The 7,501-nt window shown below is 70.2% G+C and carries 7 protein-coding genes and 1 pseudogene; 2 read left to right on the top strand and 6 right to left on the bottom strand.

Annotation, left to right across the window (positions count from 1 at the left end):
• The 3 genes and pseudogenes from ACESMY_RS23250 to ACESMY_RS23260 form a co-directional block, all read right to left on the bottom strand.
• Window positions 1-1,993, bottom strand: a pseudogene (locus ACESMY_RS23250) (hypothetical protein); the annotation flags it as partial.
• Window positions 1,994-2,144: 151 nt separating this feature from the next.
• Entirely contained in the window at window positions 2,145-3,152 is a 1,008-nt protein-coding gene (locus tag ACESMY_RS23255) for an RluA family pseudouridine synthase (RefSeq protein WP_372787021.1), read from the bottom strand.
• Window positions 3,142-3,459, bottom strand: a complete 318-nt coding sequence (locus ACESMY_RS23260; RefSeq protein WP_372787022.1) for a ferritin family protein — start codon at window positions 3,457-3,459, stop codon at window positions 3,142-3,144. The genes ACESMY_RS23255 and ACESMY_RS23260 overlap by 11 nt, the downstream gene beginning before the upstream one ends.
• Window positions 3,460-3,534: 75 nt before the next feature.
• Here ACESMY_RS23260 and ACESMY_RS23265 point away from each other — a divergent pair, with 75 nt between their 5' ends.
• Window positions 3,535-5,193, top strand: coding sequence for an alkaline phosphatase (locus ACESMY_RS23265; RefSeq protein WP_372787023.1), 1,659 nt, complete (start codon window positions 3,535-3,537; stop codon window positions 5,191-5,193).
• Here ACESMY_RS23265 and ACESMY_RS23270 read toward each other — a convergent pair.
• Window positions 5,190-5,816 carry a LysE family translocator gene (locus tag ACESMY_RS23270; RefSeq protein WP_372787024.1) on the bottom strand — a complete coding sequence of 209 codons (627 nt, stop codon included), beginning with the start codon at window positions 5,814-5,816 and terminating at the stop codon, window positions 5,190-5,192. The two genes, ACESMY_RS23265 and ACESMY_RS23270, sit on opposite strands and share 4 nt — an antisense overlap.
• Window positions 5,813-6,208 (bottom strand): phosphoribosyl-AMP cyclohydrolase, encoded by a 396-nt coding sequence (gene hisI, locus ACESMY_RS23275; RefSeq protein WP_372787025.1) that lies wholly within the window; start codon window positions 6,206-6,208, stop codon window positions 5,813-5,815. Before hisI ends, ACESMY_RS23270 begins: the two co-directional genes overlap by 4 nt.
• Before the next feature lie 48 nt (window positions 6,209-6,256).
• Between hisI and ACESMY_RS23280 the strand changes: the two genes are divergently transcribed.
• On the top strand, window positions 6,257-7,141 hold the full coding sequence (locus ACESMY_RS23280) for a DUF817 domain-containing protein (protein ID WP_372787026.1): 885 nt from the start codon (window positions 6,257-6,259) through the stop codon (window positions 7,139-7,141).
• A gap of 6 nt (window positions 7,142-7,147) precedes the next feature.
• Here ACESMY_RS23280 and folE read toward each other — a convergent pair.
• A partial coding sequence (gene folE / locus ACESMY_RS23285; RefSeq protein ID WP_372787027.1) for a GTP cyclohydrolase I occupies window positions 7,148-7,501 on the bottom strand: 354 nt, incomplete at its 5' end.

Raw genomic sequence — 7,501 nt, forward strand, 5'->3', positions numbered from 1 at the left:
GCGCGACGCCGCGCGGCAGGGCGCGCCGTAGCTGGCCGAGCGCGCCGCCGCGCTGCGGCGCAGGCGCGGTCACCGGCCCGATCGGGCGCGACCAGTCGAAGCCCCACTTCAGCGAGCTGGTGTCCTGGCTCGCGAAATTGACCGGTCGGTAGTCGACCTCGGTCAGTTCGCCGTCGGCGTCGCGGACGAAACGGTCGGGGAAGGCCGCCTCGATCTCGGCGCTGGCGGCCGGGAAGGTGGCGATCGGGTTCTTGATGTGGATCCTGTTGTAGTCGGCGCGGAAGATCAGCTGCTTGTCGGCGATCGGCTGCCAGGTCACCCGGATCGAGGTGCGGTCGCGCTGGTCGCGGGTGAGCGCCGGATTGCCGCTGGAGACCTGGGTCACGTCGACGGTCTGGCCGGTGACGAAGTCGAAGATCCGCGTGCCGGGGGTCAGCAGCAGCGGCGCGCCGAGCTGCTGCTGGCTGGGCGCCGCCTCGTCGCGCAGATGCGAGGCCAGGATGCTGAGGCCGGTGACCGGGGTCCAGTGGACGCCATAGCCGAAGGTGGTCAGGGTCCCGAAGTCGGAGGCCTGGTCCACGGCGACGTGGGTATTGAGGTTGATGTCGCCCAGGAACGGCAGGACCTTCGACGTCTTGCTGGTCAGCGGCACATCGAGACTGGCCTGGGCGGCGCCGCCGCTGCGTGAGAAGTCGGCGGACTGCACGATCCCGAACCGCTCGGACGCTGACGAAAAGTCGCTGCCGGAGACGCCGAGGCGAAAGCTGGTCCGGATCTGGCCGGCCGGCAGGGTGAAGATCGGCCCGGATGCGATGAACTGGACATTGCCGGTGTCCGACTTCGAGTGGCCGGTGTCCTGGGCGCGCAGCGTCAGCAGGTTGGCCGGGATCGGGCCCGTCGGGCTGACGACCACGGTTCCCGCCGTCAGCGCGGCCTGCAGGGCCGCGGAGTCGAGCCCGCCGTCGTTGGCGTTGCGGCTGTCGGCGTGATCGTAGTTGCCGGTGAGCGCCAGGCGCCACTGGGAGACGTCGCGATTGAGGCTGACGCCCAGGTGGCCGGTCCAGGTTTGGGCGTCCTGGTTCAGCGCGCCGAAGTTGGTCGCCAGGCGATCGATCTCGACGCCGGATGGGTCGACCAGGCTGACGCTCGGCAAGCCGCGCAGGGCGTCGCTCTTGGTCGCCTCGAAGGTGGCGTTCACCGTGGCGCTGATGTCGGCGAAGATCGGCCGGGTGAGGACGGCGTTGGCCGAGACCTTCTGGCTCTCCGACACCAGCGTCCGAAAGCGCCGGGCGTCGAGGGGGTTTCCCGCCAGGTCGACGGCCGGGCCGGTGGTCAGCGGGGTCACGTCGCGCTGGGCCTCGGTCAGCGAGGCCTGGGGATTGTACTTCAGGTCGAGGTTGAAGCGGCGCTCGCCGGAGATGCGGGTGACGCCGACCTCCGCCTGGCCCGCGGCCCCCCCACCCGCGGTGGTCGCGCCGCCGACCAGATCGACGAGCTGAGAGCCGTAGTGGTCCTTCAGCACGATGTTGACGACGCGCTGGTTGGCCGAGAAGCCGTATTTCAGCGCGGCCTCCTCCGGCAGGATGTCGACGCGCAGGATCGACTCGGTGGGCAGGTTGCGGATCTCGTTGAAGCCGGAGATGCGGCGGCCGTTGACCAGGATCGCCGGGCCCTCGCCGCCGCGGCCGCTGTTCGAGCCGATCTCCGGGCCGAGCTCGTCGAGCAGGTCGGTGATGGTGCTGACCCCGTAGGCCGCGACGTCCTCCGGCGCGAGCTGCAGGTCGGGCTTGATGTCGCCCACCACCGCGCCGGGCTCGGTGCGGTGCTCCGCGGTGACCACCAGTTCGGAGACGGTGCTGGGCTTGGTCGGCGGCGCGGGCTTCTTGGCCTCGGCAGCCGCGGAGGCGCCGGCCAGCAGGGTGAGAGCCGCCCCAGCGCACAGCGGCCAGGCCAGGCCGGCCCGCCGGGGAGATTGCAGGGTCTTGAGGATCACGCGCCGCTCATTCGTAAGCGGCGCCGTTCTGGGCCCGCCGATTTCCCCCGAGGCTCAGCCAGCTTCGTCGCCGCTCAGCCCGGCCAAATAAGGGCGCCATTGTTGCCTCGTGGTTACGCTCCGTACGCAGGCGCTTGCGGCCGTGAAATGCTCAGAGGGCCTCGAGCAGGCCCTGCAGCTTGGCCATGTCGGGGGGGAGCGGGCTTTCGAAGCGTAAGGTCTCGCCGGTGACCGGGTGGCGGAAGCCCAGCACCGCGGCGTGCAGGGCCTGGCGTTTCAGCCCCGCCTCGGCGATCGCGGCGCGCACCTTTTCCGCGGGCGGCCCGGAGCCGTAGGCGGGATCGCCCAGGCAGGGCGCGCCGACCGAGGCCAGATGGACGCGGATCTGGTGGGTGCGTCCGGTCTCCAGCCTGCAGGCCACCCGCGCGGCCAGCGGCTTGGCGGCTGGGCCGAAGACGCGCTCGACGGCGTAGTGGGTGACGGCATGGCGACCGCCGGATTTCACGATGGCCATCTTCTTGCGGTCGGCGGAAGAGCGGCCGATGGGGCCTTCGATGGTCCCTTTGGGTGCGCGGGGCGCGCCGCGGGTGAGCGCGATGTAGAGCCGGTCGATGTCGTGGGCGGCGAAGAGCGCCGAGAGGCCCTGGTGGGCGGCGTCGGTCTTGGCCGCGACGATGACGCCGGAGGTGTCCTTGTCGATGCGGTGGACGATCCCCGGCCGCGCCACCCCGCCGATCCCCGAAAGGCTGGCCCCGCAATGACGAAGGAGGGCGTTGACCAGGGTGCCGGTCTCGCTGCCGGGCGCGGGGTGGACGGCCATGCCGGAGGGTTTGTCGATGACGATCAGATATTCGTCCTCGAAGAGCACGGTGAGCGGGATTGCCTCGGGGGCCGGCTCGGCGGCGACCGGGGGCGGGATCTCCAGGCGGTAGTCGCCCGGTCCAGCCTTTCCGGAGGCGTCGGTCACCGGCGCACCGTCGCGGCTGACCCGGCCTTCGGCGATCAGCGCCTGGACGCGGCTGCGCGACATCTCCGGCAGGAGGTCGGCCAGCACCTTGTCGATGCGGCCGCCCGCGTCTTCCGGGCGCACCGCCACGATGCGGACGCCGAAGGACTCCTCTTCGTCGGCCTCGGCTTCGAGGGGCGCGTCAGTCGCCATTCTTGCCGGCGGCGGCTTCCTCGTGGCCGGTGATCGAGCCCGTCTTGAACAGATATTCGGTCAGTTGCTCGTCCACTTCGCTGTCGTTGCGGCGGAGCCACTCAAGCACCATCGCCGCGTGCTCCAGCTCCTCGCGGGCGTTGTGGCGCAGGATGGCTTCGAGGGCCGGGTCGTCGCAGTCGTCGGCGCGCTGGCGGTACCAGTCGACCGCCTCGAGCTCCTCGATCAGCGAGGTGATGGCGTAGTGCCGGTTGAGCGTCTTGCCCTTGAGCTTTTCGCGCGGAACGTGGAGGCCTTCGCTGGACACGGCTGATCGATCTCCTGTGATACTCTGCGCCTCTAATACGTGGGCGCGACAACAAGCGCGAGCCGGGGACGAGACATGCTGATCGACAGGCGCAGGGCGCTGGCCCTGCTGGGTCTTGGCGCCGCCGCGCCGGCGGGCCGGGCGTTCGCCAAGGACGCGGTCGCCTTCCATCACGGCGTGGCCTCGGGCGATCCCCAGCAGGACCGGGTGATCCTCTGGACCCGCATCACCTCGCAGGGCTCGGGCGACGTCGAATACCGCTGGAGCCTCGACCCTGTCGATCGCAAGGGCGGCGGCAAGCGCGGCGAGGGCCTCACCGGCGCCGACCGGGACTATACGGTCAAGGTCGATGTGGTTGGGCTCGATCCGGGACGCGCCTACAGCTTCCAGTTCGAGGCCGGCGGGGCGAAGTCGCCGGTCGGCCGCACCCGCACCCTGGCGGACGGGCCGACCAAGGACGCGGTGCTGGCCGTCTGCACCTGCGCGCTCTATCCGAACGGCTACTTCAACGCCTATGGCGCGATCGCCGCCCTGCCGCGGGTCGACGCCGTGGTCCATCTGGGCGACTACATCTACGAGTACGGCGGGCCGAGCTCCTACGGCATGGACTCTCCGGTGGCCGGCGAGCGGCCGCACGATCCGCCGCACGAGTGCCTGAGCCTCGCCGACTATCGGCGCCGCCACGCCCAGTACAAGACCGACCCCCAGCTGCAGGCGGCCCACGCCCGCGCGCCCTGGATCGTTGTCTGGGACGACCACGAGACGGCCAACGACAGCTGGATGGGCGGCGCGGAGAACCACCAGCCGGCGACCGAGGGCGACTGGAACGTCCGCAAGGCCGTGGCGATCAAGGCCTATTACGAGTGGATGCCGATCCGCGAGCCGGTGGGCGGCGGCTTCTCGATCAACCGCAGCTTCGACTTCGGCGACGTCGCCAGCCTGTTCATGCTGGAGACCCGGCTGACGGCGCGCGACCACCAGCTCTATCCCGACGTCGAGATGCCCAAGGAGCCGACGGCGGCCGACGTCGCGGCCTGGCGCAAGCGGCTGGCCGATCCCGCCCGCAAGATGATGTCGGCGGGCCAAGAGGCCTGGCTGGAGCGGGCCATGGCCGAGTCCGTCAAGAGCGGGCGCCCCTGGCAGGTGATCGGCAACGAGGTGGTGATGGCGCGGCTCTTCACCCCGCCGATCCACAAGTACATGACCGAACAGGGCTATGCGGCGGCCAAGGCCGAGCTTTCGCGGGCCGGCGCCAACCGGCTCGCCCGGATCGAGGCCAATGCGGCGCTCGGCCTGCCCTGGGGCGCGGACATGTGGGACGGCTATCCCGCCGACCGCCAGCGGCTCTACGGCCTGATCGAGAAGGCCCGGGCCAACGCCATCGTGGTCTCCGGCGACAGCCACGCCTTCTGGGCCAACGAGCTGTTCGACGCCGAGACCGGCGGCAAGCGGGTGGCGGTCGAGTTCGGAACCGCGGGGATCACCAGCCCGGGGCCGGGCGAGCCGATCGCCGCGGTCCCGCTGGGCGACGCCTTCGCCAAATACAACCGCGAGGTCCTCTACAACAACCAGACGGCCAAGGGTTTCGTGCTCCTGACCCTGACCCACGCCCAGGCGACGGCCGAGCTGATGGCGGTCTCCAGCATCAAGGACAAGGCCTTCAACACCAGGCCGCTGGCGACCTATCGGGCGACGCCGGGGCCGGGCGGGGTGTCGGGGCTGAAGGCCGTCTAGCGCCGCGCCAGCGCGAGGCGGACTCCGAACGCCAGGAAGACGCCGCCGGTCAGCCGGTCGAGCCAGCGCACGACCGCGGCCCGCTGCAGGACGCCGGCGATCGGCCGGGTCGCCCCGATCAGCACGGCGAACCACATAAGCCCCATGACGTCGTGCAGCATGGCCAGCATGAACATCCAGGGCGCGGCCGGCACGCCCGCCGGCACGAACTGCGGCAGGAACGACACGTAGAAGACGCCGGCCTTGGGGTTGAGGAGGTTGTTGAGCGCGCCCTTCCACAGCCAGCCGAGGCCGCTGCGGGGCGCTGAGCCGGCGCCGGCGATCTCGAACTTGCTGCGCGGCTTGAGGATCAGGTTGAGGCCGAGCCAGACGAGATAGGCCGCCCCGGCCCACTTCAGGACCTGGAACGCCAGGTTCGAGGCGGCGAGCACGGCGCCCAGGCCGAGCGCCACCGCCGCGCCCCAGCCCAGAGTGCCCAGGCAGATGCCGAAGGCCGCGAGCCAGGCTTTCTTCGGCCCCTCCACGGCGGCGGTGCGCAGGACGAGCGCGGTGTCGAGCCCCGGCGTCAGTGTCAGGAGCCCGGCGGCGACACCAAAGGCGAGCAGCGCCTGGACGATGGTCATGGCCGGTCGACCAGCTTGCCGTTGACGATGAGGCGATAGAAGCACGACCGCGCGCCGGTGTGGCAGGCGCCGCCGTCGCCCTGCGGCCGGACCTTCAGCCAGACGCAATCCTGGTCGCAGTCGATCCGCGCCTCGACGATGCGCTGGATCTGGCCGCTGGTCGCGCCCTTGTGCCAGAGCTCACCGCGCGAGCGGCTGAAGTAGTGCGCCTCGCCGGTATCCAGCGTCCGGCTGAGCGCCTCGGCGTTCATCCAGGCGAACATCAGAACCTCGCCGGTGTCCGCGTCGGTGGCGATCGCCGCGATCAGGCCGTTAGCGTCGAAGCGCGGCGCCAGCACCTCGCCGTGTTCGAGGGCGTGCTTATCGGACGCCTGGGGGAAGGTCGCGGTCATGGCCTCCATATGGCGCCGCTCCCCCGCTCCGCGCTAGCCTTGGCCCCGATGAGTCTCAAGGACCGGATCAAGGCCCAGGTTGTCGCCATGGACCTGGCGGTGCGGCCCTGGGCGGCGCGCAGCCGGCTGCACGGCTGGGCCTACGAATTCCTGCTGTTCGGCCTGAAGCAGGCCTGGGCCTGCCTGTTCGGCGCCGCGATGCTGGCGCTGATCGTCGGCACCCATTTCCTCTGGCCGAGCCACGCGCCGGTCGCCCGCTACGATGTCCTCGTGCTGGGCGCCGTGGCGATCCAGGTCCTGCTGCTGGCGACCCGCCTGGAACGCTGGGACGAGGCGGCGGTGATCCTGATCTTCCACGTGGTCGGCACCTGCATGGAGATCTTCAAGACCGCACACGGCTCGTGGATCTATCCGGAGCCGAGCCTGCTGCGGATCGGCGGCGTGCCGCTGTTCTCGGGCTTCATGTACGGGGCGATCGGCTCCTACATCGCGCGCATCATGCGGCTCTTCGAGATCCGCTTCATCCGCTGGCCGCCGATGTGGGCGCCCTGGCTGCTGGCGGTGGCGAGCTACGTCAACTTCTTCAGCCACCACTACCTGCCGGACATCCGCTGGGGCCTCTACGCCGCCTCGATCCTGATGTTCTGGCGGTCGTGGTTCACCTTCACGCCGGACCGCGAGGCGCGGCGCATGCCGGTGCTGATGGGCCTCGTCCTGGTGGCGCTCTTCATCTGGTTCGCCGAGAACATCGGCACCTTCACCTCGGCCTGGATCTATCCGAACCAGCGCCACGGCTGGGCGCTGGTGCCGATCGGCAAGCTCGGGGCGTGGTACCTGCTGATCCTCTTGAGCTTCGTGCTGGTGACGATCGTCCACCCGCCCAGAGCGCCGGGCGAGGGCGAGCCGACCAACCCGCTGACCACCCCCGATTAGGGGCCGCTATTTCCGGTTCACGAAGTCCAGGAACCGTTGGCGCAGCGTCGGGTCGGTCTTGAAGACCCCGGTGAACTGGGTGGTGATCGTCGAGACGTGGCGGTGGTGGACGCCTCTGGTCGACATGCACTGGTGGTTGGCGTCGATCAGCACGGCGACGCCGGCCGGGCGCAGGCTGTCGGTGATGGCGTCAGCGATCTGCTGGGTCATGGTCTCCTGGGTCTGGAGACGCTTGGCGAAGATCTCGACGACGCGGGCGATCTTGGAGATGCCGACGACGCGGTTGGTGGGCATGTAGGCCACGTAGGCCTTGCCCAGGAACGGGGCCATGTGGTGCTCGCAGTGGCTCTCCACCTCGAT

Source organism: Phenylobacterium sp. (assembly GCF_041691455.1).
Classification (GTDB): Bacteria; Pseudomonadota; Alphaproteobacteria; order Caulobacterales; family Caulobacteraceae; genus Phenylobacterium.